This is a genomic window from Serratia sp. CY47280, assembly GCF_052168655.1.
GTDB lineage: Bacteria > Pseudomonadota > Gammaproteobacteria > Enterobacterales > Enterobacteriaceae > Serratia > Serratia bockelmannii.
Genome location: NZ_JBJNMG010000005.1, coordinates 177,609 through 203,919, shown reverse-complemented (window position 1 = coordinate 203,919; position 26,311 = coordinate 177,609). Strand labels below are relative to the sequence as shown.

Annotated in this window: 23 protein-coding genes; 16 read left to right on the top strand and 7 right to left on the bottom strand. The window is 60.2% G+C overall.

Annotation, left to right across the window (positions count from 1 at the left end):
* Positions 1-18 precede the first annotated feature (18 nt).
* Positions 19-1,620 (bottom strand): L-aspartate oxidase, encoded by a 1,602-nt coding sequence (nadB, locus tag ACJ8J4_RS19375; protein ID WP_192839712.1) that lies wholly within the window; start codon positions 1,618-1,620, stop codon positions 19-21.
* A 214-nt stretch (positions 1,621-1,834) separates the two neighbouring features.
* Between nadB and rpoE the strand changes: the two genes are divergently transcribed.
* From rpoE to rseC, 4 genes are read left to right on the top strand one after another with little or no spacing between them, the layout of a single operon-like run.
* Positions 1,835-2,410, top strand: a complete 576-nt coding sequence (gene rpoE / locus ACJ8J4_RS19370) for an RNA polymerase sigma factor RpoE (RefSeq protein WP_004929136.1) — start codon at positions 1,835-1,837, stop codon at positions 2,408-2,410.
* A 30-nt stretch (positions 2,411-2,440) separates the two neighbouring features.
* The gene (gene rseA, locus ACJ8J4_RS19365; protein WP_016929795.1) at positions 2,441-3,094 is read left to right on the top strand and encodes an anti-sigma-E factor RseA; all 654 of its coding nucleotides are present in this window, start codon (positions 2,441-2,443) and stop codon (positions 3,092-3,094) included.
* Positions 3,094-4,050, top strand: coding sequence for a sigma-E factor regulatory protein RseB (gene rseB, locus ACJ8J4_RS19360; protein ID WP_025303948.1), 957 nt, complete (start codon positions 3,094-3,096; stop codon positions 4,048-4,050). The genes rseA and rseB overlap by 1 nt, the downstream gene beginning before the upstream one ends.
* Positions 4,050-4,526 carry a SoxR-reducing system protein RseC gene (gene rseC, locus ACJ8J4_RS19355; RefSeq protein ID WP_004929144.1) on the top strand — a complete coding sequence of 159 codons (477 nt, stop codon included), beginning with the start codon at positions 4,050-4,052 and terminating at the stop codon, positions 4,524-4,526. The genes rseB and rseC overlap by 1 nt, the downstream gene beginning before the upstream one ends.
* Here the strand turns inward: rseC and ACJ8J4_RS19350 are convergent.
* A complete protein-coding gene (locus ACJ8J4_RS19350) occupies positions 4,523-5,359 on the bottom strand; it encodes a hypothetical protein (protein WP_025303946.1) in 837 nt (278 codons plus the stop codon). The two genes, rseC and ACJ8J4_RS19350, sit on opposite strands and share 4 nt — an antisense overlap.
* Positions 5,360-5,878: 519 nt before the next feature.
* Between ACJ8J4_RS19350 and lepA the strand changes: the two genes are divergently transcribed.
* The 7 genes from lepA to acpS all read left to right on the top strand — a co-directional run bounded on the left by lepA (position 5,879) and on the right by acpS (position 12,430).
* A complete protein-coding gene (gene lepA / locus ACJ8J4_RS19345) occupies positions 5,879-7,678 on the top strand; it encodes a translation elongation factor 4 (RefSeq protein WP_025303945.1) in 1,800 nt (599 codons plus the stop codon).
* A gap of 32 nt (positions 7,679-7,710) precedes the next feature.
* Positions 7,711-8,688, top strand: coding sequence for a signal peptidase I (gene lepB, locus ACJ8J4_RS19340; protein ID WP_015378805.1), 978 nt, complete (start codon positions 7,711-7,713; stop codon positions 8,686-8,688).
* Between the two features lie 235 nt (positions 8,689-8,923).
* Positions 8,924-9,604 (top strand): ribonuclease III, encoded by a 681-nt coding sequence (gene rnc / locus ACJ8J4_RS19335; protein ID WP_004929158.1) that lies wholly within the window; start codon positions 8,924-8,926, stop codon positions 9,602-9,604.
* Positions 9,601-10,509 carry a GTPase Era gene (gene era, locus ACJ8J4_RS19330; RefSeq protein ID WP_025303944.1) on the top strand — a complete coding sequence of 303 codons (909 nt, stop codon included), beginning with the start codon at positions 9,601-9,603 and terminating at the stop codon, positions 10,507-10,509. Before rnc ends, era begins: the two co-directional genes overlap by 4 nt.
* A gap of 6 nt (positions 10,510-10,515) precedes the next feature.
* The gene (gene recO / locus ACJ8J4_RS19325) at positions 10,516-11,247 is read left to right on the top strand and encodes a DNA repair protein RecO (RefSeq protein ID WP_004929165.1); all 732 of its coding nucleotides are present in this window, start codon (positions 10,516-10,518) and stop codon (positions 11,245-11,247) included.
* 71 nt (positions 11,248-11,318) lie between these two features.
* Positions 11,319-12,050 carry a pyridoxine 5'-phosphate synthase gene (gene pdxJ / locus ACJ8J4_RS19320; RefSeq protein WP_025303943.1) on the top strand — a complete coding sequence of 244 codons (732 nt, stop codon included), beginning with the start codon at positions 11,319-11,321 and terminating at the stop codon, positions 12,048-12,050.
* On the top strand, positions 12,050-12,430 hold the full coding sequence (acpS, locus tag ACJ8J4_RS19315; RefSeq protein WP_004929169.1) for a holo-ACP synthase: 381 nt from the start codon (positions 12,050-12,052) through the stop codon (positions 12,428-12,430). The genes pdxJ and acpS overlap by 1 nt, the downstream gene beginning before the upstream one ends.
* 44 nt (positions 12,431-12,474) lie before the next feature.
* Here acpS and ACJ8J4_RS19310 read toward each other — a convergent pair whose 3' ends face one another.
* The 3 genes from ACJ8J4_RS19310 to ACJ8J4_RS19300 all read right to left on the bottom strand — a co-directional run bounded on the left by ACJ8J4_RS19310 (position 12,475) and on the right by ACJ8J4_RS19300 (position 15,375).
* Positions 12,475-12,735 carry a YfhL family 4Fe-4S dicluster ferredoxin gene (locus ACJ8J4_RS19310; protein WP_025303942.1) on the bottom strand — a complete coding sequence of 87 codons (261 nt, stop codon included), beginning with the start codon at positions 12,733-12,735 and terminating at the stop codon, positions 12,475-12,477.
* Between the two features lie 91 nt (positions 12,736-12,826).
* Complete coding sequence (locus ACJ8J4_RS19305) at positions 12,827-14,383, bottom strand: phosphoethanolamine transferase (protein WP_197836396.1); 1,557 nt, start codon at positions 14,381-14,383, stop codon at positions 12,827-12,829.
* Positions 14,384-14,526: 143 nt separating this feature from the next.
* Complete coding sequence (locus ACJ8J4_RS19300; RefSeq protein WP_016929788.1) at positions 14,527-15,375, bottom strand: MurR/RpiR family transcriptional regulator; 849 nt, start codon at positions 15,373-15,375, stop codon at positions 14,527-14,529.
* A gap of 167 nt (positions 15,376-15,542) precedes the next feature.
* Here ACJ8J4_RS19300 and murQ point away from each other — a divergent pair, with 167 nt between their 5' ends.
* From murQ to yfhb, 3 genes are read left to right on the top strand one after another with little or no spacing between them, the layout of a single operon-like run.
* The gene (murQ, locus tag ACJ8J4_RS19295) at positions 15,543-16,436 is read left to right on the top strand and encodes an N-acetylmuramic acid 6-phosphate etherase (protein WP_049209567.1); all 894 of its coding nucleotides are present in this window, start codon (positions 15,543-15,545) and stop codon (positions 16,434-16,436) included.
* An 18-nt stretch (positions 16,437-16,454) separates the two neighbouring features.
* Positions 16,455-17,822 carry a PTS transporter subunit EIIC gene (locus ACJ8J4_RS19290; RefSeq protein ID WP_197836398.1) on the top strand — a complete coding sequence of 456 codons (1,368 nt, stop codon included), beginning with the start codon at positions 16,455-16,457 and terminating at the stop codon, positions 17,820-17,822.
* A gap of 3 nt (positions 17,823-17,825) precedes the next feature.
* Positions 17,826-18,482, top strand: a complete 657-nt coding sequence (gene yfhb, locus ACJ8J4_RS19285) for a phosphatidylglycerophosphatase C (RefSeq protein ID WP_043138142.1) — start codon at positions 17,826-17,828, stop codon at positions 18,480-18,482.
* A gap of 45 nt (positions 18,483-18,527) precedes the next feature.
* Here yfhb and ACJ8J4_RS19280 read toward each other — a convergent pair whose 3' ends face one another.
* The gene (locus tag ACJ8J4_RS19280) at positions 18,528-19,580 is read right to left on the bottom strand and encodes a DUF2157 domain-containing protein (RefSeq protein WP_025303937.1); all 1,053 of its coding nucleotides are present in this window, start codon (positions 19,578-19,580) and stop codon (positions 18,528-18,530) included.
* A 117-nt stretch (positions 19,581-19,697) separates the two neighbouring features.
* Between ACJ8J4_RS19280 and tadA the strand changes: the two genes are divergently transcribed.
* A complete protein-coding gene (tadA, locus tag ACJ8J4_RS19275) occupies positions 19,698-20,204 on the top strand; it encodes a tRNA adenosine(34) deaminase TadA (protein ID WP_033644114.1) in 507 nt (168 codons plus the stop codon).
* On the opposite strand, the gene mltF is transcribed toward tadA, so the two are convergent.
* Positions 20,205-21,665 (bottom strand): membrane-bound lytic murein transglycosylase MltF, encoded by a 1,461-nt coding sequence (mltF, locus tag ACJ8J4_RS19270; RefSeq protein WP_025303935.1) that lies wholly within the window; start codon positions 21,663-21,665, stop codon positions 20,205-20,207.
* Between the two features lie 275 nt (positions 21,666-21,940).
* Here mltF and purL point away from each other — a divergent pair, with 275 nt between their 5' ends.
* A complete protein-coding gene (purL, locus tag ACJ8J4_RS19265; RefSeq protein ID WP_197836422.1) occupies positions 21,941-25,834 on the top strand; it encodes a phosphoribosylformylglycinamidine synthase in 3,894 nt (1,297 codons plus the stop codon).
* The last annotated feature ends 477 nt before the right edge of the window (positions 25,835-26,311 follow it).

The following is a 26,311-nucleotide window of genomic DNA, read 5'->3' as shown; positions in this document are numbered from 1 at the left end:
GGCGCCCTGTCGCAGAGTTTAAGGCTGCAAAATGGTCGGCAGCGCTTCCGGCAGCAAATCCGGGTAGTCCAGCGTGTAGTGCAGGCCGCGGCTCTCTTTGCGCGCCATGGCGCTGCGCACGATAAGCTCGGCCACCTGCACCAGATTGCGCAGCTCCAGCAGGTTGTTGGAGATGCGGAAGTGCGCGTAGTACTCGTCGATTTCCGCCTGCAGCGTGTTGATGCGGCGCAGGGCGCGCTCCAGCCGCTTGGTAGTGCGCACGATGCCGACGTAATCCCACATGAACAGCCGCAGCTCGTGCCAGTTGTGCTGAATCACCACCCGTTCGTCCGCATCGTCCACCCGGCTTTCATCCCAGTGTGGCACCTGTTTGGCCTGCTGGATGAACGGCAGGCGCTGCAGAATGTCTTCCGCCGCCGACCAACCGTAAACCAGGCATTCCAACAGCGAGTTCGACGCCATGCGGTTGGCGCCGTGCAGGCCGGTGTAGCTGACTTCGCCGATGGCGTACAGCCCGTCGAGATCGGTGCGGCCGTGCTGATCGACCATCACGCCGCCGCAGGTGTAGTGCGCCGCCGGGACGATGGGGATCGGTTGCCGAGTCAGATCGAAGCCCAGCGTCAGCAGCTTTTCGTGGATCATTGGGAAGTGCTGGGTGATGAACTCCGCCGGCTTGTGGCTGATGTCCAGGTACATGCAGTCGGCGCCCAGGCGCTTCATTTCATGGTCGATGGCGCGGGCGACGATATCGCGCGGAGCCAGTTCGCCGCGCGGGTCGAAATCCGGCATAAAGCGGCTGCCGTCCGGGCGCTTCAGGTAAGCGCCTTCGCCGCGCAGCGCTTCGGTCAGCAGGAAGTTGCGCGCCTGCGGGTGGAACAGGCAGGTTGGGTGGAACTGGTTGAACTCCAGGTTGGCGACCCGGCAGCCGGCGCGCCAGGCCATGGCGATGCCGTCGCCGGAGGAGATATCGGGGTTGGTGGTGTATTGGTACACCTTGGCCGCGCCGCCTGTCGCCAACACCACCGTTTTGGCGCGGTAGGTTTCCACCTGCTCCAGCTCGCGGTTCCAGACGTAAGCGCCCACGACTCGGCGGGTGCCCGGCAGGCCGATTTTATTCGAGGTGATAAGGTCAACCGCGTTGCGGCGCTCCATCACGCAAATATTGGGGTGAGCGCTTGCTTTCCCCACCAGCGTGGTCTCTACTTCCTTACCGGTCGCGTCCGCGGCGTGCAGGATGCGGCGATGGCTGTGGCCGCCTTCGCGCGTGAGGTGATAATGCGCCTCGCCCTGCGCGTTGATCTCGGTGTCGAACAGCACGCCCTGATCGATCAGCCACTGCACGCAGTGGCGCGCGTTGCCGGCGATGAATTCGACGGCCTCTTTGTCACACAGGCCGGCACCGGCAATCAAAGTGTCATCAACGTGTGAGGCAATGCTGTCCGTCTCATCGAACACCGCGGCGATCCCGCCCTGGGCGTAAAAGGTGGCCCCCTCGCTGAGCGGCCCCTTGCTGAGAACGGTAACCTTACAATGCTGCGCCAGGCGCAGCGCCAGTGACAGGCCCGCAGCGCCGCTGCCGACGATCAGGACATCGCTAACATGTTCAGATGATGGTTGCATAACGTATGATGTGTGCAGAAGAAGAGTGAATTTCATGTTAGCCTAACTGTCCGGGCAAAAGCCACGGATAGGGTGACATCAACAGAAAAAACAATGGCGATATGGAACTTCGTGTTCTATATGAACTCCAAGCGAGTGCTTGCTCAGGAAAATAATGTATGGCTGGCAGTACAATTTTACGCGTGGAGACGGATTTGGGGAGAGTTTACCTCGGATGAGCGAGCAGTTAACGGATCAAGTTCTGGTCGAGCGGGTCCAAAAGGGCGATCAGAAGTCGTTTAACCTACTGGTAGTGCGCTATCAGCATAAGGTGGCGAGTCTCGTTTCCCGCTATGTGCCGCAGGGCGATGTGCCCGATGTGGTGCAGGAGTCGTTTATCAAGGCCTATCGCGCACTGGAATCGTTCCGTGGCGACAGCGCTTTTTATACCTGGTTGTATCGAATCGCCGTGAACACGGCAAAGAATTATCTGGTTGCTCAGGGGCGCCGTCCGCCATCCAGTGATGTGGACGCCAACGATGCGGAAAATTACGAAAGTGCGGGCGCACTGAAAGAAATTTCGAACCCTGAGAACTTAATGTTGTCAGAAGAGCTGAGACAGATAGTTTTCCGTACCATTGAGTCTCTCCCTGAGGATCTTCGCATGGCGATTACCTTGCGGGAGTTGGATGGTCTAAGCTACGAAGAGATAGCCGCCATCATGGATTGCCCGGTCGGAACCGTACGTTCGCGTATTTTCCGCGCCCGGGAAGCTATCGATAATAAAGTTCAACCGCTGATCCAGCGTTAGCAATGGCGGGCACAGGAAGGGTACTTAGGCATGCAGAAAGAAAAGCTTTCCGCTCTGATGGATGGTGAATCGTTCGACAGCGAGCTGTTGAGTTCTCTGTCGCAAGATCGAACGCTTCAACAAAGCTGGCAGAGCTATCACCTGATACGTGACACACTGCGAGGTGATGTCGGACAAGTGATGCATCTCGACATCGCCGATCGCGTAGCCGCTGCACTTGAGAAAGAACCCGCCCGGCTGGTACCTTCCGCCGTTCAGGAATCTCAGCCGCAGCCTCACACCTGGCAGAAAATGCCGTTCTGGGACAAAGTGCGTCCTTGGGCGAGCCAGATTACGCAAATCGGTATGGCGGCCTGCGTGTCTCTGGCGGTGATCGTCGGCGTGCAGCAGTACAACCAGCCTTCTGCGCCATCGAACGCGTCCGAATCGCCGGCCTTCACCACGCTGCCGATCATGGGCCAGGCCTCGCCGGTCAGCCTGGGCGTGCCTGCCGACAGTTTCTCTACCGGCAGCGGTCAACAGCAGCAGGTGCAGGAACAGCGTAAGCGTATCAACGCCATGCTGCAGGACTATGAGCTGCAACGTCGCCTGCATTCGGATCAGCTGCAGCTTGAGCAAGGCAACCCACAACAGGCTGCCATTCAGGTTCCCGGAACTCAGTCTTTAGGAATGCAACAGCAGTAATGAAGCAAATCTGGTTCTCCGTTTGTTTATTGACGGGCAGCCTGCTCTATTCCAGCATCGCCCCGGCGCAGCCAACTGCGTCCGGGGCGTTATTGCAACAGATGAGCAGCGCCAGCCGTTCTCTCAATTACGAGCTCGCCTACATCAGCATCAGCAAGCAGGGAATCGAGTCGTTGCGCTATCGCCATGCGGTGATCGGCAACGTGCCGCTCGGCCAGCTGCTGCATATGGATGGCCCGCGTCGCGAAGTGTTGCAGCGCGGCGGCGGGATCAGCTACTTCGAACCCGGTCTGGAACCGTTCACGCTCACCGGCGATCACATCGTCGATGCGCTGCCGGCGATCGTCTATGCCGATTTCACTCGTCTGGCCAAGTATTACGACTTCATCTCCGTGGGCAGCACCCGCATCGCCGATCGGCCGTGTGAAGTGCTGCGCGTAGTGGCGCGCGACGGTTCCCGCTACAGTTACATCGTCTGGATGGACGAAGACACCAAGCTGCCGCTGCGGGTGGATTTGCTCGATCGCGACGGCGAAACGCTGGAGCAATATCGGGTGATCTCCTTCGCGGTCGGCGCCGACGTGCAGGGCGCGATGCAGGGGCTGCTCAAAGCCAACCTGCCGCCGCTGCTGTCGCTGCCGGCGGTGGAAAACGTCCAGCTGAGCTGGAGCACCGGCTGGTTGCCGGCCGGCGTGGACGAGGTGGCGCGCAATCGCCGCAAATTGCCGAATGTCGCCGTGCCGGTTGAATCCCGGCTCTACAGCGACGGCCTGTTCAGCTTCTCGGTCAACGTCAGCCCGGCGGGCAGCGGAGCCGGGCAGCAGTACTACCGTCAGGGGCGCCGCACCATTCAGACCGAAGTGCGCGCGGGCAACGAAATCACGATTGTGGGCGAATTGCCGCCGGCGACGGCCAAGCGCATCGCCGACAGCATTTCTTTCAAGGTATCGCCGTAATGATGAAAGAGTGGGCCACGGTGGTTTCGTGGCAACAGGGCGTAGCGCTGCTGCGCTGTGAACCCAAGGCCGGCTGCGGCAGCTGCACCGCGCGTTCCGGCTGCGGCGCGCGTGCGTTGAACGAGTTGGTGCCGGAAACCGAGCATCAGCTGCAGGTGCATATCGATCAGCCGCTCGAACCGGGGCAGCGCGTCGAGGTCGGCATCGCGGAAGGCAGCCTGCTGCGCTCCGCCATGCTGGTTTACCTGACGCCGCTGCTGGGCATGATGCTGGGCGGCACGTTGTTGCAATATTGTTTCGGCAGCGACGCCTCGGCGGCAGTCGGCGCCGTACTGGGCGGCGGGGCGGCCTTTATGCTGGCGCGCCGGTTGGCTCGACGTCTGGGTGAGCAGGCCGACTACCAGCCGGTGGTGCTGCAGATTGGGTTGCCGCCTACCGCGATGCGCATGCAGGCGGAAAACTCCCCGCTGATTTAAACCGACGGTCGCGTCATCGCCGGGTTATGATAGGCGGTGATGCGGTTGTGGATCATATGCTCCAACAGCGCGATGAACAGATCGGCGCTGAGCAGCGAATCGTAGTTAATCGCGAACAGCAGATTTCCCTGGCCGTCGAGCAAGCGGATGCCGCGCTGCGGATGGTTTTCCAAGGTGCGGATCTGCTCGATCGGCACGTTTCCCCGTTCAGTCGTCAGCAAGGTGGCGCTCAGCCGCAGCGTTTCGGTCGGCGTGCCTTGCCGCTTGCCGAGCAGCAGCTGCCACAGCCAGCGCGCGTCGCCCTCAACGGTGTGAAACGACACCGTCTCCCCTTGATAGAGCGCATTCAACGCCAGCGGCCCGCGCTGTTGCAGCTGTTGGTCGACGATCACGTCCGCCAACCGCCACGAATGGGCGATATTGCTGAAAACCGTGCACCAGGGCTGATCTGCGCCGGTGCGAAACGCCGTGACGTCAAACAGCCCGCCAAAAGCCTTGCCGCCGCGAAAGCGATAGATATCACCGATCTTCTCAAACGGGATGAAACGCTCTTTGTGATGGTGGTCGTCAAAGACCCGCACGCCGTGCTCGTACAGGCGATAGGTCAGCGTCGGACGCAGATAATGCCGCAGCGCCAGCAGCGTACAGCCGAGTAAAATCGTGCCCGCGCCGGCCTGCAACAGCGTGATGACCTCGCTCTCGTCAATGCTGCTCAGCAGCGGCAGCACCAACAGCGCCGCCCCCACGCTAAACAGCAGCGCCGCCGCTGCCAGAATGCCCCAGTTGACCTTCGAAAAATCGTGCCGGCTCAGCATTTGCCCTTTATCGATCATAATGCACCTTCCAATCAACGTACGCAGATATGCTGGTGAACCCCGGTGGGCTGCCGATGTAGTGCCCGGAATAATGTTTTGTCGCGGAGTTCACGCCCTTTCTATCCGAGGGACGGTGGTGGCGTATATGGGGTTTTTCCTAAAGGATGTGGGGCAAAATCGAATTCTAAGAGGTTGATCCAAATATTCTTTTTCGATAATTTCAGAAGGGGTTTATTGCGCTGCGGCCGGTTATGTATTAGCACCGGAGTTTGATGGCCACGGAGCACCGGCAAGCCTCGGGTTCAGGCTGTATTGTCCGCGTTAACATCTGTTTTCACCCGCCGGGGCGACCTGTAACATTTAGCGGCGCATAATAGAATGCCTTCACTGCACCGATCGCTAGGTTTTCAGTGGTGTGGCATGTAGAATGCAGCGATTCAGGTGCAAGACGGCCTCACCCATTCACTGTCGCTTTAGGTCCATGCGGGTTTCTATAGGCGAGTAATTCAGAAATACCAAGGCAGAAAAACTTTTATAATGAAGCATATACGAAATTTCTCCATTATTGCCCATATTGACCACGGTAAGTCGACGCTGTCTGACCGCATTATCCAAATCTGCGGTGGCTTGTCCGACCGTGAAATGGCTGCGCAGGTGCTCGATTCCATGGATCTGGAGCGCGAGCGCGGCATCACCATCAAGGCGCAGAGCGTAACGCTGGATTATAAAGCGCTGGATGGGCAGACCTATCAGCTTAACTTTATCGACACCCCTGGCCACGTTGACTTCTCCTATGAAGTCTCCCGCTCGCTGGCGGCCTGCGAAGGCGCGCTGCTGGTGGTGGACGCCGGTCAGGGCGTAGAAGCCCAGACGCTGGCCAACTGCTACACCGCGATCGAAATGGATCTGGAAGTGGTGCCGGTGTTGAACAAAATCGACCTGCCGGCCGCCGATCCGGATCGCGCCGCGCAGGAAATTGAAGACATCGTCGGCATCGACGCTACCGATGCGGTGCGCTGCTCGGCCAAAACCGGCGTCGGTGTGCCTGAGGTACTGGAGCGTCTGGTGCGCGACATTCCTGCGCCGCAGGGCGATCCGGATGCGCCGCTGCAGGCGTTGATCATCGACTCCTGGTTCGATAACTACCTGGGCGTCGTGTCTCTGGTGCGCGTCAAGAACGGCACGCTGCGCAAGGGCGACAAGATCAAGGTCATGAGCACCGGCCAGGTGTATAACGCCGATCGTTTGGGTATCTTCACGCCGAAGCAGGTCGATCGCGACGTGCTGAACTGCGGCGAAGTGGGCTGGCTGGTCTGTGCGATCAAAGACATCCTCGGCGCGCCGGTGGGCGATACCCTGACGCAGGCGCGTCAGCCGGCGGATAAAGCGCTGCCGGGCTTCAAGAAAGTGAAGCCGCAGGTGTACGCCGGTCTGTTCCCAATCAGCTCCGACGACTATGAATCTTTCCGTGATGCGCTGGGCAAGCTGAGCCTTAATGACGCGTCCCTGTTCTACGAGCCGGAAAGCTCCACCGCGTTGGGCTTCGGCTTCCGCTGCGGCTTCCTCGGTCTGCTGCACATGGAGATCATTCAGGAACGTCTGGAGCGTGAATACGATCTGGATCTGATCACCACCGCGCCGACGGTAGTCTACGAAGTGGAAACCACCGGCAAAGAAGTGATCTACGTCGACAGCCCGTCCAAGCTGCCGCCGCTGAACAACATCCAGGAACTGCGCGAGCCGATCGCCGAATGTCACATGCTGATGCCGCAGGAATACCTGGGCAACGTCATCACCCTGTGCGTTGAGAAACGCGGCGTGCAGACCAACATGGTTTACCACGGCAACCAAGTGGCGTTGACCTATGAAATCCCGATGGCGGAAGTGGTGCTCGACTTCTTCGACCGCCTGAAGTCCACGTCGCGCGGTTATGCGTCGCTGGATTACAACTTCAAGCGTTTCCAGGCCTCCGACATGGTGCGCGTGGACGTGCTGATCAACAACGAGCGCGTGGATGCGCTGGCGCTGATCACCCACCGCGACAACTCGCAGTACCGCGGCCGTGAACTGGTGGAGAAGATGAAAGAGTTGATCCCGCGTCAGCAGTTCGACATTGCGATTCAGGCGGCGATCGGCACGCACATCATCGCGCGCTCCACCGTGAAGCAGCTGCGTAAAAACGTGCTGGCGAAATGCTACGGCGGTGACGTCAGCCGTAAGAAAAAGCTGCTGCAGAAACAGAAAGACGGTAAGAAGCGCATGAAGCAGGTCGGCAACGTCGAGCTGCCGCAGGAAGCGTTCCTGGCCATTCTGCACGTCGGTAAAGACGGCAAGTAACCGCGACGAGTTCGCGAAACGAGGGAGTTTGCATGGCGAATATGTTTGCCCTGATCCTGGCGTTGGCCACCCTGGTCACCGGGATCATCTGGTGCTTCGAGCGCTTTAAATGGGCGCCGGCCCGCCGCGCGAAGATTGCGGCGGTCAACGAGCAGACCGCGGGCGCAGTAGACGATAAAACGCTGGCGAAAGTGGCGAAGCAGCCAGGCTGGGTAGAGACCGGGGCATCGGTCTTCCCGGTGTTGCTGCTGGTCTTTGTGGTGCGCTCGTTTATTTACGAACCGTTCCAGATCCCGTCCGGATCAATGATGCCGACGCTGTTGATTGGCGATTTCATTCTGGTGGAGAAATATGCCTACGGCATTAAAGATCCGATTACCCAGACTACGCTCATTGAAACCGGCCATCCGAAGCGTGGCGATATTGCGGTATTTAAATATCCGCTGGATCCGAAGCTGGATTATATCAAGCGCGTGATTGGCCTGCCGGGCGACCGTATTACTTACGATCCGGTGAATAAGCGCGTCACGGTGCAGCCGTCCTGCAACAGCGGGCAGTCCTGCGATACCGCGCTGGCCGTGACCTACGCCGATGCGCAGCCGAGCGACTTCGTGCAGCTGTTCAGCCGCAGCGGCATGGGCGAGGCCAGCAACGGCTTCTATCAGATCCCGCTGAACGATAACGTGCCGTCGGGCGGTATTCGCATGCGTGAGCGCCAGGAAAGCCTCGGCAACGTCACGCATCGCATCCTGACCGTGCCGGACGCGCAGGATCGGGTGGGCGCTTACTACCAACAGCCGGGTAAACCGCTGGCGGAGTGGGTGGTGCCGGCCGGGCATTACTTCATGATGGGCGACAACCGCGATAACAGCGCGGACAGCCGTTACTGGGGCTTTGTGCCGGAGAAGAATCTGGTGGGTAAAGCCACGGCCATCTGGATGAGCTTTGAAAAACAGGAAGGTGAGTGGCCTACCGGCGTGCGTTTCAGCCGGATCGGCGGTATTCATTAATCGCTGACTGATTCCCTGTTAATTTCACGCCGCAGCCTACTGCGGCGTGAAAGATTAAGGGGATATAAACACAGCATTATGTTTCCACTCGTTGTAGAATACTTTCTCGAGCGATAAAAAGTTGGCCCCTGCTGGGAGCCACTGCAAACGAAACAGCTTTGGATCGGCTTTCGGCGAAGCAGGCCTGTTCCGTATGCTGCAAGTTTTTGACGCATTCTTGATCTATTGGTAACTCATGAACCCCATCGTAATAAACAGGCTGCAGCGGAAGCTGGGCTACACTTTTCAACAGCAGGAGCTTTTACTGCAGGCTTTGACTCACCGCAGCGCCAGCAGTAAACACAATGAACGTCTTGAGTTTCTGGGTGACTCGATTCTGAGCTTTGTCATCGCCAATGCGCTCTATCATCGCTTTCCTCGCGTAGACGAGGGCGACATGAGCCGCATGCGCGCCACGCTGGTGCGCGGCAATACGCTGGCGGAGATGGCACGCGAGTTTGACCTGGGCGAATGTCTGCGGCTTGGGCCGGGCGAATTGAAAAGTGGTGGGTTCCGCCGCGAGTCAATCCTGGCGGATACGGTGGAGGCATTGATCGGCGGCGTGTTCCTGGACAGCGACATCCAGACCGTCGAGCGCCTGATTTTGGACTGGTATCGCAGCCGGTTGGACGAAATCAGCCCCGGTGATAAGCAGAAAGACCCGAAAACCCGTTTGCAGGAATTTTTGCAGGGGCGTCATCTGCCGTTGCCTTCTTATTTGGTGGTGCAGGTTCGCGGTGAAGCGCACGACCAAGAGTTTACCATCCACTGCCAGGTGAGTGGTTTGAGCGAGCCCGTGGTGGGCACCGGCTCAAGCCGCCGTAAAGCCGAGCAGGCGGCAGCGGAACAAGCGCTGAAAAAGCTGGAGCTTGAATGAGTGAAGTAAAACAACACTGCGGTTTTATCGCCATCGTCGGCCGCCCGAACGTGGGCAAATCGACGTTGCTGAACCAACTGCTGGGGCAGAAGGTTTCCATTACGTCGCGTAAGCCGCAGACGACCCGTCACCGCATCATGGGCATCGACACCGATGGCGCCTATCAGGCGATCTACGTCGATACCCCTGGGCTGCACATCGAAGAAAAACGCGCCATCAACCGTTTGATGAACCGCGCGGCCAGCAGCTCGATCGGCGACGTCGAACTGGTGATTTTCGTGGTCGAAGGCACCAACTGGACCGCCGACGACGAAATGGTGGTCAACAAGCTGCGCAGCCTGCGCTGCCCGGTATTGCTGGCGATCAACAAGGTCGATAACGTCACTGACAAATCCAAGCTGTTGCCGCACATCGCCTTCCTCAGCCAGCAGATGAATTTCCTCGACGTGGTGCCTATCTCCGCCGAGAAGGGGATGAACGTCGACACCATCGCCGGCATCGTGCGCAAGCTGCTGCCGGAAGCGGAACACCACTTCCCGGAAGACTACATCACCGATCGCTCCCAGCGCTTTATGGCGTCCGAGATCATCCGTGAGAAGCTGATGCGTTTCCTGGGCGAAGAGCTGCCCTATTCGGTGACGGTAGAAATCGAACAGTTCGTGGCCAACGATCGCGGCGGTTACGATGTGCATGGCCTGATCCTGGTCGAGCGCGAAGGCCAGAAGAAAATGGTCATCGGCAATAAAGGCGCCAAGATCAAAACCATCGGCATCGAAGCGCGCCAGGACATGGAAAAGATGTTCGACGCCAAAGTGCATCTGGAGCTGTGGGTGAAAGTGAAATCCGGTTGGGCGGACGACGAACGTGCGCTGCGCAGCCTGGGCTATGTTGACGATCTGAAGTAACGACCCGTGGACGGCTGGGAGCGCGCTTTCGTCCTGCATGGGCGGCCGTACAGTGAAACCAGTCTGATGCTGGATCTGTTTACCGAAGGTCATGGGCGGGTGCGCTTGCTGGCGAAAGGCGCGCGCAGCCGCCGCTCCAATCTGAAGGGTTGCCTGCAGCCCTTTACCCCCCTGTTAGTGCGCTGGGGCGGGCGTGGCGAAGTGAAAACGCTGCGCAACGCCGAAGCGGTCTCCCTTGGTTTACCCCTCAGCGGCATGATGCTCTACAGCGGCCTGTATGTGAACGAGCTGCTGGCGCGCGTGCTGGAGCAGGAAACCAACTACTCGGTGCTGTTCTTCGACTACCTGCAATGCCTGCAGGCGCTGGCGGCGGAAGACAGTTCGCCGGAACAGGCGCTGCGTCAGTTCGAGCTGGCCCTGTTGCACCACCTGGGTTACGGCCTCGATTTCCTGCACTGCGCCGGCAGCGGCCTGCCGGTGGATGATGCCATGACCTACCGCTACCGCGAAGAGAAGGGCTTTATCGCCAGCCTGGTGGTGGATCACTACAGCTTCACCGGGCGCGAACTGCGCGCGCTGGCGGAGCGTCAGTTTCCCGATGCCGAGACGCTGCGCGCCGCCAAGCGTTTCACCCGCATGGCGCTGAAACCCTACCTCGGCGGCAAGCCGTTGAAGAGCCGCGAACTGTTCCGCCAGTTTGTGCGCAAACAGCCGAATACGCCGGTCGACGACGCCTGACCTTTTCCCCTTTTGCCGCCCTGCGCCCGCGTGTAAACTGCTGACACTGAAAATCGTATTTAGAGGTTGTCATGGCTGATTTGCTGCTGGGCGTCAATATCGATCACATCGCCACGTTACGTAACGCGCGCGGAACCCAATACCCGGATCCGGTTCAGGCGGCATTCATTGCCGAACAGGCGGGGGCCGACGGCATTACCGTGCATCTGCGCGAAGACCGCCGCCACATCACCGACCGCGACGTGCGCTTGCTGCGCCAGACCATCCAGACGCGCATGAATCTGGAGATGGCGGTGACCGACGAGATGCTGGATATCGCCATTGAGCTGAAGCCGCATTTCTGCTGCCTGGTGCCGGAAAAACGCGAAGAAGTGACCACCGAAGGCGGCCTGGACGTCGCCGGTCAGCTGGACAAAATGAGCGTGGCGGTTGAGCGCCTGGCGCAGGCGGGCATTTTGGTCTCGCTGTTCATCGATCCCGATCATCGCCAAATCGACGCGGCGGTGGCGGTGGGCGCCCCGTATATCGAAATTCACACCGGTGCCTACGCCGAAGCGCAGGGCGAGCTGGCGGTACAGGCCGAGCTGCGCCGCATCGCGGTCGCCGCCGCCTACGCGGCCGAGAAGGGGCTGAAGGTCAACGCCGGCCACGGCCTGACCTATCACAACGTGCAGCCGATCGCCGCGCTGCCGGAAATGCACGAGCTGAACATCGGCCATGCGATTATCGGCCAGGCGGTGATGAGCGGGCTGCCGGCCGCGGTTGCCGACATGAAAGTGCTGATGCGGGAAGCGCGCCGGTAATGGCGGTGCTCGGGCTGGGTACCGACATCGTCGAGATGGCGCGTATCGAGGCGGTGGTGGAGCGCAGCGGCGATCGTCTGGCGCGCCGCGTGCTGAGCGACGCCGAGTGGGCGCTGTATCAGCAGCACCAGCAGCCGATTCGCTTTCTGGCCAAACGTTTCGCCGTGAAAGAGGCCGCTGCCAAGGCGTTCGGTACCGGCATTCGCAACGGCCTGGCGTTCAATCAGTTCGAAGTGTTCAACGATGCGCTGGGCAAGCCGAATATTCGTTTGCACGGCCGCGCCGCCGAGCTGGCGGGGGAGATGGGGGTCACCGCGATCCACGTTTCGCTGGCCGACGAGCGGCGTTATGCCTGCGCGACGGTGATCGTCGAAAGCTGAAAAGAGAAAGGGCGCCTATGGCGCCCTTGTCAGTCCTGCGGCGATTAAATGCGATCGGCGTGGTGCAACACCACGAACTTGTCCCACAGCTGTTCGTTGCTCTCGCGGTGCTGCGGATCGGTAATGATGGTGTTGTCGATCGGGCAGACCTGCTGACAGGTCGGCGTATCGTAATGGCCGACGCACTCGGTGCAGCGGTCGGTATCTATCTGATAAATTTCATCGCCCATCGAAATTGCCTGGTTCGGGCATTCCGGCTCGCACATATCGCAGTTGATGCATTTCTTGGTAATCAGCAGTGCCATTGTCAGTTATCTTTCCATCGGTGTGCTCGGGCTGGCGCGCAATCTATCATAGAATCGCCGCGCAACGGGCACTTTTTCGTCATCTTACCGCTTAGGGTAACTCAGGCGGATCGTCAGCCAACTGATCGAAATCAACCATTCTCTGCCCGTCAAACACCCAGCGTTTATCTGCATCTGCATCTGCATCTGCGATACGTATCGTAGGCATCACTTCGGGATGGGCAATCCGTATTCCCGCCTCTTGGGCAAACAACCCGATAAAATCGAACGCGCTTAAGGGATCATCAATGATCTGGTGCTGTTGGTCGCGATCGCTCAGTACCAGCAACGGCACCTGGTAATTCTGCCGGGTATCGCCGCTGTGGCGTAAAGAACGCCCACCGCCGATATCCTTGTGGGAAAGGCCGTGATCGGAGAAATAGAACAGTTTAAACGGTGCGCCGCTCTGTTTCAGGCTGTGATAAACCTGCTCGATAAAACGGTCGGTCTTGCGGTAGGTAGAGAGATAGCAGGCCAGCTCCTTATTCGGCGACTCGACGCTCGGCGGTTCGCCGTTAAGCCGCTCGCAAAAGTCGGCGTGCGAGCCCATCAGATGCAGCACATACAGATTGCCTTGTCCCTGGCGACGCAATAATGGGTCAAATATCGGCAGCAGCGCATCGTCATCGGTATTGCGCGATTGGAAGTCGCCTTTCTTCAGGAAATAATGGCTATCGCTGAACATGGCGATTTTTGATACCGGCGTATCGAATTGTCCGAACATGCCCTGATTGGACAGCCAGTGGGTTTTGAGACCGGCGGCTTTTGCCAGGGTGATGATATTATCTCCGATGGCAATGTTGTGGCCGTTGCTCAAAGCCAGCGTGCGAGGAAGCGATTCGAACGTATTTGGCGCAGTGGAAATATAATTGCTGTAAAATCGTCCATTGGCATTATCCAGAAACGGCGTAGTGGACACCGGATAACCAAATAAGGACATATGATCTTTGCGCATACTTTCGCCGACGATAATGACATAGTTTTCATTCGTCGGTGCGCCTGCGGTTATTGACCAAGTATCCGGTGTTGTAGCACCGGCACTTAATTCATCAACCTGCTGTTGGTATTGATGGTAAGCCGAGTAGAGGGATAAAAAGAAGTCAGGCAATTTAAGATTCGCCACACCGCCATTGAAGGCTCTGGCGATAATGATAACCATCAGCAGGGCTAGCAAGGGAAGTATAGTTTTTTTTGAAATGGCTTGCCGCCAAATAAATAGGCCGAGAATGGCCAGCATAACCAGAATGGCGGCGGGCAGCAGATAACAACTGGCCGGCAGGGTCTGCAAAAACTCCCTCGCTTCTATGAGGTTGGTTTGCAACAGGGCGGACATCACGGCAGCGGAAGGGGTACCGTAAATGGCCCCGACCGGCGCATACAGCGCGCACAGCAGAATAAACGGAATAATCAGGCCGTATCGGGTAAGCGAATGAATAGATAATAATAGCAAAGTAAGCGCAATAAAAAGAATATCAATACCTTTTCCACCGCTGTATCCCATCGCCTTGATTAGAATCAATGCAGTAATGACATAGAGTAAAAAGGTACGCAGAATCGGATGCGCCACGGAATGCCGCAACTTATCTAAAATAACAGTGTGTGTATTCATAATGGTATCGTTAAATAATGCTGTCCATGCACGCCCAATTATTGATCAATAATTGAACAGGTCACCGCCCGCACATTATTTTTCGAATGCAGAGAAGGGAAATAATTGAACTGGCGGCGTTTTATCGGCCGCCATTATACGCGTCAAACCAACTTTTTCATTAACTGTTCGCTGTGCTTGATGCGATCGCGGGCATGATCGAGATCGTGCTGGATCAATGCCATAAACAGCAGGTCGGTGAGGGCGAACTGGGCGGTGCTGGAGGAGATGGCCGCGCTGCGGGTATGGGGCTCTTCGGCGATGGTATAGAGACAGTGGTCCGCGCGCTGCTGCAGACCATTGGGCGAGAAGCTGGTCAGCGCCAGCACTCTGGCGCCGGCCTGGCGCGCCTCTTCCGCCGCCAGATTGATTTCACGCCGTTCGCCGCTGAAGGAGATCGCCAGCAGCAGATCGCGTTTGTCCAGCGCCTGCACCGCCGCCAGCTGGACGTGCATGTCCGCTTCGGCCACCGCCATCACGCCGATTTTCAGCAGCTTGAAGGAAAAATCCTTGGCCACCAGCCCGGAGGCGCCGATGCCGATCAGCATCACCCGGCGCGCCTGGCGCAGCATGTCCAGCGCCTGATGCAGCCGCTCTTCGCTGTTGATGTCCAGCGTCGCGCGCAGCGCCGCCTGCTTTTCCGCCAGCAGCTTTTCACCGACGGTTTTCAGCGTGTCGCTGCTGAGGATGTGGTTGTGGACGGTCACTACCGGTTCTGCCTGCGGCTGGGCCAGCGTCTCGCTCAGCGCCAGCTTCAGCGCCGGGAAACCTTTATAGCCCAGTTTTTGGGCGAACTTGACCACGCTCGACTGGCTGATGCCGGCCAGCTGGGCCAGCTTTTGCGAGCTGAGATGGCGCGCCTGCTCGGCGTTATTCAGCAGAAAGTCCGCCAGCTTGCGGTCGTTTTGCGCCAGTGTCGGATACATCTGGCGAATGCGCAGAAGGGTACTCATTGTTCTTTCCCTGGAAACCAGCGGCCATTTTGCCATGCAGAGGGCGAAAACGCGCGGTGAAAATTTTTGTGAGCTTACCGTTAAAATAGCAAATAGCGCTCGCTTTGTTGAATAAAATATTCAAATATTGATTTAATTTTGTGAATTAAAAATTCAAAGGTGAACAGATGAACTTAGGCGCACTGGTATCGGAAACCCGCAACCCGGCCACCATGGGGCTGGATGAGATGTCGACGTTGGACATGGTCCGCTGCTTTAACCAGGAAGACCGCAAGGTGCCGGAGGCGATTGAAAAGGTGCTGCCGGCGATTGCGCAGGCGGTCGATTTGGCTGCGGCGGCGCTGAAGGCCGGCGGCCGGCTGATTTATTTGGGCGCCGGCACCAGCGGCCGCCTGGGCGTATTGGATGCCTCCGAGTGCCCGCCGACCTTCGGCGTGCCGCACGGCGTGGTGGTGGGGCTGATCGCCGGCGGGCCGGGCGCGCTGCTCAAAGCGGTGGAGGGGGCGGAAGACGACGAGGCCCTGGGCGAAGCCGATCTCCGGGCGCTGAACCTCACCGCCGTCGATATGGTGGTGGGGTTGGCGGCCTCCGGGCGCACGCCTTATGTGATTGGCGCACTGCGCTATGCACGCGGGCTGGGCTGCCCGACGGCGGCCATCTCCTGCAACCCGGATTCGCCGATTGCGCACGAAGCGCAGGTGGCGATTTCGCCGGTGGTGGGGCCAGAGGCGCTGACCGGTTCGACGCGCCTGAAATCCGGCACCGCGCAGAAACTGGTGCTCAACATGCTGTCGACCGGCGCGATGGTCAAGCTGGGTAAGGTCTACCAGAACCTGATGGTGGATGTGAAGGCCACCAACGTCAAACTGGTGGATCGCGCCTGCCGCATCGTGGTGGAGGCCACCGGCGCCGAACGCGCTCAGGCGGAGGCGGCGCTGGCGCAGACTGGCTTTGAGGTTAAACCGGCGATCCTGATGATTTTGGCCGGCGTCAGCGCCGAAGAGGCGCAGCAGCGGCTGCAGCGGCACGACGGTTACCTGCGCGCGGCGTTGGCGCGTTAATTCACGGTGGGGGTGGCGATGGACAAGACAACGGCATTGGCGACACAGATCTTGGCGGGTGTGGGGGGCGAGGGCAATATCCTCAAACTGGAGAACTGCATGACGCGGGTGCGCGTTGAGGTCAGCGACGAGCAGCGTCTGAACCTGGCCGCCCTCAAGCAGCTGCCCGGCGTGAAAGGCTATATCAAACAGGGTGAGCAGCATCAGTTTATCGTCGGCCCGGGCGCCGCCGCCAAGGTGGTGGACGCCATGCGCGGGCTGTTGAGCGGCAATGCACAGCCCGCTGCCGCCGTCGGTGATGCGGCGCGCACCAAGGCGCAGGCTAAGCAAAAATACGCTGCGCCGATGAGCGGCGCGCTGAAAAAGCTGGCCGATGTCTTTATTCCGCTGATCCCGGCGTTTATCGCCTCGGGGCTGATCACCGGCATCATCAACCTGCTGAAACGGCCCGACATCGCCGGTCAGTTGGCCGTGGACTACCCGAACGTGCTGGGGCTGCTGGCGATATTCGGCAGCGCGGTATTCGCCATCATGAACATTCTGGTTGGGGTGAACGCCGCGCGGGTGTTCGGCGGCTCACAGGCGATGGGCGGCGTGATGGCCGGGATCCTCTCCAGCCCTGCGCTGGCGCAGATCACGTTGTTCGGCGAGGCGCTGCAGCCGGGGCGCGGCGGGGTGATCGCCGTGCTGCTGGTGGTGGCGTTGATGTGCTGGGTGGAGAAACGCCTGCGTACGCTGTTGCCGGAGTCGGTCGAACTGATCCTTAACCCACTGCTGACCACGCTGGTCACCGCCTCGTTGGCGATCCTGATCCTGCAGCCGGTCGGGGGGGGTATTTCCGATGCCATCGCCCACGGCGCCAATCTGGCGATCGACAAGGGCGGGCTGCTTGTCGGGGCGCTGCTCTCGGGGCTGTTCCTGCCGCTGGTGCTCTCCGGCCTGCATCAGGGGCTGGTGCCGATCCACGTCGAGCTGGTGCAGGCGCACGGTTCCAACCCGCTGCTGCCGATCCTGGCGATGGCCGGCGTCGGTCAGGTGGGGGCGGCGCTGGCGGTGCTGTTGAAAACCCGCAATGCGCGGCTGAAGAAGGTGATCAAAGGGGCGTTGCCGGTCGGCATTCTCGGCATCGGCGAGCCGCTGATCTTCGGGGTGACGCTGCCGCTGGGGCGGCCGTTTATCGGCGCCTGCCTCGGCGGTGCGGTCGGCGGCGCGCTGATCAGCTACTGGAAGGTGGCGACGGTCATCACCTTCGGCATTTCGGGGCTGCCTTTGGCGTTGACCATCGTCTCAGGTAAGGTGATGTTGTATCTGGCGGGGATGCTGATTACGATTATCGCCGGTTTTCTCTTCACCTGGATGATGGGGTTCAACGATCCCGAGGAGTAGCGTTTGAGCGACAAGCAGCAACCATCGGCCGCAGAAGGGCGCCGCGTGGTCTTTTTCGATCTGGACGGCACTCTGCATCAGGAGGATATGTTCGGCAGTTTCTTGCGCTTCCTGCTGCGCCGTTTACCGCTGAATCTGCTGCTGGTGATACCGCTGTTGCCATTGATTGGCCTGGCGCTGTTGCTGCTGGGGCGCGCCGCGCGCTGGCCGATGAGCCTGTTGCTGTGGGCGATCACCTTCGGGCGCTCCGAAGCGACGCTGAAGGCGTTGGAGCGGCAGTTTATCGAGGTTTTCCGCCAGAAGGTGACCGCGTTTCCGGTGGTGCAAATGCGCTTGCGGCAGTATTTGGATGAGCACGATGCCGAGGTGTGGCTGATTACCGGCTCGCCGGAGCAACTGGTGGCGCAGGTCTATCGGGATTCGGCGTTTCTGCCGCGGGTGCGATTGGTCGGCAGCCGCATCGCGCGCCGCTATGGCGGCTGGGTGCTGACCTTGCGCTGTCTGGGCGTACAAAAAGTGGTGCAGCTGGAGCAACGGCTCGGTGCGCCGCTGAAGCTGTACAGCGGTTACAGCGACAGCAAGCAGGATAACCCGCTGCTGTTTTTTTGCGAACACCGCTGGCGGGTAAGCAAGCAGGGCGAGCTGCAGCAGCTGGAATAAACAAAGGGCGGAGAATTCCGCCCTTTGCTGTTATCGCTACCGCGATCAGTCGTCGGTTACGTCGTGCGGTTTGCGCCCCAGTTGCCAAATCTTCTCCGCATAATGCCCCAACGCCCACAGGCTCAGGCCGAGCAGCGCGAAGAAAATCGCCTTCGGCATGCTGTCCCAGAAAAACTCGAACAGGCGGGTATAGAGGTTGATGCCGAGGAATGTCAGCCCGAAACCGCGCAGCATGGCGTCGTCATGCTTCAACCCCAGCCAGATGGCGGCGAGGGCGGCCAGCCCGAACAGCAGGCTCCAGTGGAACAGCTCAATCTGGCGCGCGCGGTACCAGTTGTCGAGATCGCCGTAGTTGCCAAAGATGGATAGCAGCCACAGCGCGATGAACAGGTACAGCAGGCCCATCGCCAGCGACACCCGCTGCAGGCCGCGCTGCGCCAACAGCGGCCGCAGCAGCAATGCGGCGGCGATCAGCACCGCGCCGAAGGCGATAAAGCGAATCGGGTAGCTCATGCCGAGCCAGTAGGCGCCCCAGCCGGACAGGTAGCCGGTTTCGGCGCCGAAGGCATTGCCGAGCGACAGCAGGGCGAACCACCACACCAGCCCGGAGCGGCTGAACCAGCCGATCGCGCCGTACAGCAGCGCGGCGACCAGCAGCAGTACGGAAACCCGGCCGCTGCCGTTATCCAGCCAGACCCCCAACTGCCATAAGGCGCAGGCGGTGAGCAACACGGCGACAAACAGCGCCGCCTCATTGCCGTAGCGTTTTTCCGGGCGCCGTTGGCGGCGGCGCAGCGCCCAGACGTAGGCCAGCGCCGCCAGTACGCCGGCGATCGCCATGCGCACCGGCGCGTCGAAGCGGAACAGTTCGCTCAGCCATTCAAGCAGTGCGCTGTCGGCGAACAGGCTGGTGACGGCGATCAGCAACGAGGCCAGCGCGGCGAGAAACGCATAGCGCGCCAGCCGTCGCCAGTCGAAAGGTTGTACGTCCACATGCAGCAGCAACTGCTGCCGTTGCTCGGGTGTCAAGGCGCCTTCCCCAACCCAGCCGTCCAGCGCCTTGCGCACCACGACGGCGTTCTTTTTACTGAGTTTCATGTTTCTTGTCCCTGAATCACACGCTGATTCGGCCAGTATAGCCATTGGCGGGCGGCTACGACAAAGGGAGGCTAGTGTGTATAATGCCCGCCGCAAAAGCGCACGAGGAATTATGCGATGACTGAATATAACGATGAGTACTGGATGCGTCAGGCATTGCAGCTGGCCCTGCGCGCACAGGAAGAGGGCGAGGTGCCGGTGGGTGCGCTACTGGTGCTGGACAATCAGGTCATCGGCGAGGGCTGGAACCGCCCGATCGGTCGACACGATCCAACCGCGCACGCCGAGATCATGGCGCTGCGCCAGGGCGGCGCGGTGCTGCAAAACTACCGCTTGTTGAACGCCACGCTGTACGTCACGCTGGAGCCCTGCGTGATGTGCGCCGGTGCGATGGTGCACAGCCGTATCCGCCGGTTGGTGTATGGCGCCGCCGACGAGAAAACCGGCGCGGCCGGTTCGCTGGTGGACATTTTGCGCCACCCGGGCATGAACCATCAGGTGGAGATCGTCTCGGGCGTGCTGGCGGACGAATGCGCCGCCACCCTGAGCAATTTCTTCCGCCTGCGCCGCGAACAGAAAAAAGCGCTCAAGCTGGCGCAGCGGGCGGCGGATAAGCCGGAATAATCAGTAGTTGAGCGCCAGTTCCGGCATCACCGTCGGATAGCCTTTCCCCAACGCTTCCTGCTCGGCGGCCGCTTGCGCCGCCTTTCTCTCTTTTTCCTGCAGATAACCCACCAGGCTGACCTGGTAGCGGCGGATGTTCTCTACATAGTTGTAGGCTTCACGCCCGCGCGCATAGCCGTAGGTCAGCTGCGGGTAGTAGCGCTTTTGGCTGAGCATCGGCAGGCGCTGTTTGACGTCGACCCAGCTGTCCGGATTGCCTTTTTGCGTTTTGGTCAGCTTGCGTGCGTCCAGCATATGGCCCCAGCCCATGTTGTAGGCCGCCAGCGAGAACCAGATGCGCTCGTCTTCCGGCACGCTGTCCGGCACCTTGGCCATCAGTCGCTGCAGGTAGAGCGCGCCGCCCTGAATGCTCTCTTCCGGATCGAGGCGGTCGTTGACCCCCAGGCCGTCGGCGGTGGCGCGGGTCAGCATCATCAGGCCGCGCACGCCGGTGGGGGAGGTGGCCTGCGGATTCCAGTGCGATTCCTGGTAGGCGATGGCCGCCAGCAGCTTCCAGTCGATCTCGTTGGCGTGCTTCTCGAACAGCGGGCGGAAGTTGGGCAGCACCGAGTCGATGGCCGACAGGAAGGTTTTGGTGTCCACATAGTCGAAGCTGCCGACGTGGCCGAGGTATTTCTCCTCCAGCCGCGCCAGGGTGCCGTCGTCCACCATTTGACTGTAGAAATCCAGCATCGCTGCGTACAGGCTGTCGTCGCCGTCACGTTTGAGATACCAGGTGACCGGCTCTTCGTCGGTGACGTCGAACGCCACCGCCAGCTGCGGATGGATGCGCTGCAGCAGCGCGATGGTCACCGAATCGCCGAGGGTGTAGTCCAGCTTGCCGTCGGCAACCCGCTCCAGCAGCTCTTTGGAGGTGAGATCGCTGGAGGACTCCCAGGTGAGATCCGGGTATTTATCCTGCTTGAGCTGCTTTAGCGTGCTGACGTGCGCAGAACCGGAGGCGACCGCCAGCTTGCCTTTGATGTCGGCGAAGCTTTTCGGCCGCGGGGTGCCCAGTCGGTACACCAACTGTTGGGAAACAGAGTAGTAGGCCGGGCCAGTGCGTGCGCGGCTCAGGCGTTCCTGGTTGTAGATAAGGCCTGCCGCCAGCAGGTCGGCGTCGTCGTCGTCCAAATCGTCGAACAGGTCATTGATGTTCTGATGGGGGATCACCACCAGCTTCACCCCGAGGTAGTTGGCGAAGCGCTTGGCCAGTTCGTAGTCGAGCCCACCCGGCCCTTGCTTGGTGTTGAAATAGGTCAGCGGGGAGTTCAGCGTGCTGATACGCAACTCGCCGCGGGAGATGATCTCCTGGAGTTGCCCGCCCTGGCCGCTGCGCCAGGTGATATTGGGCCACAGCGCGAGAGCCAGAAGCAGGGTGACAACGCCGATGAGGATGTAGTTTATTTTAAGACGTTTCAAATAGTTATCCAGTGGTGGCACAGGTACACCGGCGACGACAACCGCGACTTTTCTCATGGTTAAATCACCAGTGCGGGGGGCATTTTGCGCAACAAAACGCCAGTGTGCAACTTTATTGACACGTTATGACAATTCGTCGGTGTGGCACGCTTTTATCAATAATCCCTACGCAAACGGTTTCGTCGGCGGCGAGGATTCTCTATAATGACGCGCGTTTTCCCCTGTTGCGCCCAATGAAGCGTCTTATCCGTCGCTTCGAAGACGAGAGAACTTTGATTATGGAAATTCTGCGTGGTTCGCCCGCTTTATCGGCTTTTCGCATTACCAAACTGCTGTCCCGCTGCCAGGACGCTCACCTGCCCGTCAGTGATATCTACGCCGAGTACGTCCACTTTGCCGATGTTAGTGCACCGCTAAGTGCCGAAGAACACGCCAAGCTTCAGCGTCTGCTCAAGTACGGTCCTTCTCTCGCCGAACACGCTCCCGAAGGCCGGTTGCTGCTGGTTACGCCGCGTCCGGGCACTATTTCTCCCTGGTCTTCCAAAGCCACCGATATTGCCCACAACTGCGGTTTGCAACAGGTGCTGCGGTTGGAACGCGGCCTGGCGTTCTACGTCAAGGCGCCCGAGCTGACGGAAACCCAGTGGCGCCAGCTCGCCGCGCTGCTGCACGATCGCATGATGGAAACCGTCTTCAGCGAGCTGCAACAGGCCGAACAGCTGTTCGCGCACCATCAGCCGGCGCCGTATCAGTCGGTCGATGTGCTGGGCGCAGGGCGCACCGCGCTGGAGCAGGCCAACGTCCGGCTCGGCCTGGCGCTGGCGCAGGACGAGATCGACTACCTGCTGAATGCCTTTACCGGTTTGGGGCGCAACCCGACGGATATCGAACTCTATATGTTCGCGCAGGCCAACTCCGAGCACTGCCGCCACAAGATTTTCAACGCCGACTGGATCATCGACGGCGAACAGCAGCCTAAATCGCTGTTCAAAATGATCAAGAACACCTATGAGCAGACGCCGGACTACGTGCTGTCGGCGTATAAAGACAACGCCGCCGTGATGGAAGGCTCGCAGGTCGGTCGCTTCTTCGCCGCGCCGGAGAACGGCACGTACGATTACCATCAGGAAGACGCGCACATCCTGATGAAGGTAGAAACCCACAACCACCCGACGGCGATCTCACCGTGGCCGGGCGCCGCGACCGGCTCCGGCGGCGAGATCCGCGACGAGGGCGCCACCGGCCGCGGCGCCAAGCCGAAGGCCGGCCTGGTGGGCTTCTCGGTGTCCAACCTGCGCATTCCCGGCTTTGAACAGCCGTGGGAGCAGGATTTCGGCAAGCCGGAACGCATCGTCACCGCGCTGGATATCATGACCGAAGGCCCGCTGGGCGGCGCGGCATTCAACAACGAATTCGGTCGTCCGGCGCTGCTGGGCTACTTCCGTACCTATGAAGAGCGCGTCAACAGCCATAACGGCGTTGAGCTGCGCGGCTATCACAAACCGATCATGCTGGCGGGCGGTATCGGCAACATCCGCGCCGATCACGTGCAGAAAGGGGAAATCACCGTCGGCGCCAAGCTGGTGGTGCTGGGCGGCCCGGCGATGAATATCGGCCTGGGCGGCGGCGCAGCCTCGTCGATGGCGTCAGGCCAGTCCGATGCCGATCTGGACTTCGCTTCGGTGCAGCGCGACAACCCAGAAATGGAGCGCCGCTGTCAGGAAGTGATTGACCGCTGCTGGCAGCTGGGCGACCAGAACCCGATCCTGTTTATCCATGACGTCGGTGCCGGCGGCCTGTCCAACGCCATGCCGGAGCTGGTGAGCGACGGCGGCCGCGGTGGCCGCTTCGAGCTGCGCGATATCCTCAACGACGAGCCGGGCATGAGTCCGCTGGAAGTGTGGTGCAACGAATCGCAGGAACGTTACGTGATGGCGATTGCCCCGGCGCAGATGGCACAGTTCGACGAGATTTGCCGCCGCGAGCGCGCACCTTATGCGGTGATCGGCGAAGCGACCGAAGAACAGCACCTGACGCTGAACGACCGCCACTTCGACAACCAGCCGATCGACATGCCGCTGGACGTGCTGCTCGGCAAGACGCCGAAAATGATCCGCGACGTTACCCGCCTGCAGGCGCATGGCGAGGCGGTGCAGCGTGAGAACATCACGCTGGCCGACGCGGTGAAACGCGTGCTGCATTTGCCGGCCGTTGCGGAGAAAACCTTCCTGATCACCATCGGCGACCGCACCGTTACCGGCATGGTGGCGCGTGACCAGATGGTCGGCCCGTGGCAGATCCCGGTGGCCGACTGTGCGGTCACCACCGCCAGCCTGGACAGCTATTACGGCGAAGCGATGTCGCTCGGCGAACGCGCGCCGGTGGCGCTGCTGGACTTCGCCGCCTCCGGCCGCCTGGCGGTCGGGGAAGCGCTGACCAACCTGGCCGCCACGGAAATCGGCAGTCTGAAGCGCGTGAAGCTGTCCGCCAACTGGATGGCCGCCGCCGGCCACCCGGGTGAAGACGCCGGCCTGTACGAAGCGGTGAAAGCGGTGGGCGAAGAGCTGTGCCCGGCGCTGGGCATCACCATTCCGGTGGGTAAAGACTCCATGTCGATGAAAACCCGCTGGCAGGAAGGCAATGAACAGCGTGAAATGACCTCGCCGCTGTCGCTGGTCATCACCGCCTTCGCTCGCGTGGAAGACGTGCGCCACACCGTGACGCCACAATTGCGCACCGATAAGGGCGACAGCGCGCTGCTGTTGATCGACCTGGGCAACGGCCATAACGCGCTGGGCGCCACCGCGCTGGCGCAGGTTTACCGCCAACTGGGCGACAAACCTGCCGACGTGCGCAACGTTGCGCAGCTGGCGGGCTTCTTCAACGCCATGCAGCAGCTGGTGGCCGATCGCGCGCTGCTGGCTTACCACGATCGCGCCGACGGCGGCCTGCTGGTGACGCTGGCGGAGATGGCCTTCGCCGGTCACTGCGGCGTAGAGGTTAACCTCGATGGCCTCGGCGACGATGCGCTGGCGGTACTGTTCAACGAAGAGCTGGGCGCGGTGATCCAGGTGAGCGCCGAACGCCTCGACGACGTGAAGCGGGCGTTCGCGCAGCACGGTCTGACCGACAACGTGCATCACATCGGCAGCGTGCAGGCCGGCGATCGTTTCGTCATCACCCAGCACGGCAAGGCGCTGTACAGCGAAAGCCGCAATACGCTGCGCACCTGGTGGGCGGAAACCACCTGGCAGATGCAGCGCCTGCGCGATAACCCAGCGTGCGCCGATCAGGAACATCAGGCCAAGCAGGATGAACAAGATCCTGGCCTGAACGTGAAACTGACCTTCGCCCCCGAGGAAGACATCGCCGCGCCGTACATCGCCAAGGGCGCTCGCCCGAAAGTAGCGGTGCTGCGCGAGCAGGGGGTGAACTCCCACGTTGAAATGGCGGCGGCGTTCCACCGCGCCGGCTTTGACGCGGTGGACGTGCACATGAGCGATCTGCTGGCCGGGCGCCGCGATCTGCAGGACTTCCACACGCTGGTGGCCTGCGGCGGCTTCTCTTACGGCGACGTACTGGGGGCCGGCGAAGGCTGGGCGAAGTCTATCCTGTTCAACGAGCGGGTGCGTGACGAGTTTGAGGCGTTCTTCCACCGTCCGCAGACGCTGGCGCTGGGCGTATGCAACGGCTGCCAGATGATGTCCAACCTGCGCGAGCTGATCCCGGGCGCCGAACACTGGCCGCGCTTCGTGCGCAACCTGTCGGATCGCTTCGAGGCGCGCTTCAGCCTGGTGGAAGTGGCGGCCAGCCCGTCGCTGTTCATGCAAGGTATGACCGGTTCGCGCATGCCGATCGCCGTTTCCCACGGTGAAGGGCACGTCGAAGTGCGCGATGCGGCGCATCTGGCGGCGCTGGAAAGCCATGGTCTGGTGGCGCTGCGTTTCGTCAACAACGCCGGTCAGGTGACGGAAGCTTACCCGGCTAACCCGAACGGTTCGCCGAACGGCATTACCGCCGTGACCAGCGCCAACGGACGTGCCACGGTGATGATGCCGCACCCGGAACGCGTGTTCCGCACGGTCAGCAACTCCTGGCACCCGGAAGAGTGGGGCGAGGACAGCCCGTGGATGCGCATGTTCCGCAACGCCCGTAAGCAGCTGGGCTAAAAACGGCCACCACCGTACAGAGGGCGCAAGCAATTGCGCCCTTTTTTATGGCCGGCGTTCGCCGAATGGCGGCAGTGTCTGCATTTTGCGACAGGCGCTATTTTCCCTGTCGCTAAATGGAGACATTTAACCGTTTGATTTTATTGGTGGTAAGCGGGTTTGGCTTTAGTTGTCTGCATTTGGCGACAGCGCGGCGTTTTTTTCATCGCTCATCGGGGCGTGATGCGCAAAGAAATTTGCTGATATAATTTTATTTTTTAATAAAATCATGTGATTATAATTTTAATTGCAAAGTTGGCACGCAACGTGCATTATTCTCGTCAGTTGCTCATTCAACTTTTTATGACGGCGCCGTCATTAGACGGCAAATCGCCTCATAAGCCTCCGAATGATGCCAAAGAAATGGTGCCTATCGTCCAACTAAACCGATAACAGACCGTGCAAGCGGCTTTATCAAGCATCGGGCGACACGTGGAG